The organism is Bacillus sp. FJAT-26390, from assembly GCF_001682865.1.
Lineage (GTDB): Bacteria > Bacillota > Bacilli > Paenibacillales > Paenibacillaceae > Pristimantibacillus.
This window is the reverse complement of record NZ_MAQX01000030.1, coordinates 1-373: the sequence shown is the minus strand read 5'-3', so window position 1 is coordinate 373 and position 373 is coordinate 1. Positions and strand designations below refer to the sequence as shown.

The following is a 373-nucleotide window of genomic DNA, read 5'->3' as shown; positions in this document are numbered from 1 at the left end:
GCTCACCTTGCATGATTCGTTGTACACGCTTGTGATTAATCTTGTACTTTTTTCGAAGCAGTGCAGTAATCTTTCGGTATCCGTAACGGAATTTATTTTCAGTGCAGAGTTCTCGAATCTCTTCAACCATGCTGTCCAATGGCCGAGTTTCGTTTTTTGCTCTCCATCGGTAATAGGTAGCACGTGGCACACCCAGCCATGAACAAGCTTTGGTGATCGTAACTTCCCCGTGAATCAACTCAACCAGTTCAACTATGATTTTTGGTGACAACTCCTTTCCATCTCCTTGTACTTTTTTAGCACATCTAATTGTTGCTTTAAGAACCGATTCTCCGCCTTTATTTGCTCCAGTTCCGAGGTAAACTCAGGTCCT

1 protein-coding gene is annotated in these 373 nt (G+C 43.2%); it reads right to left on the bottom strand.

Annotated features, from left to right (window positions below; all coding sequences use genetic code 11):
- Window positions 1–271 (bottom strand): IS3 family transposase (locus A7975_RS33760; protein WP_218061026.1); only part of this gene is annotated, 271 nt, incomplete at its 3' end.
- Window positions 272–373: the final 102 nt, after the last annotated feature.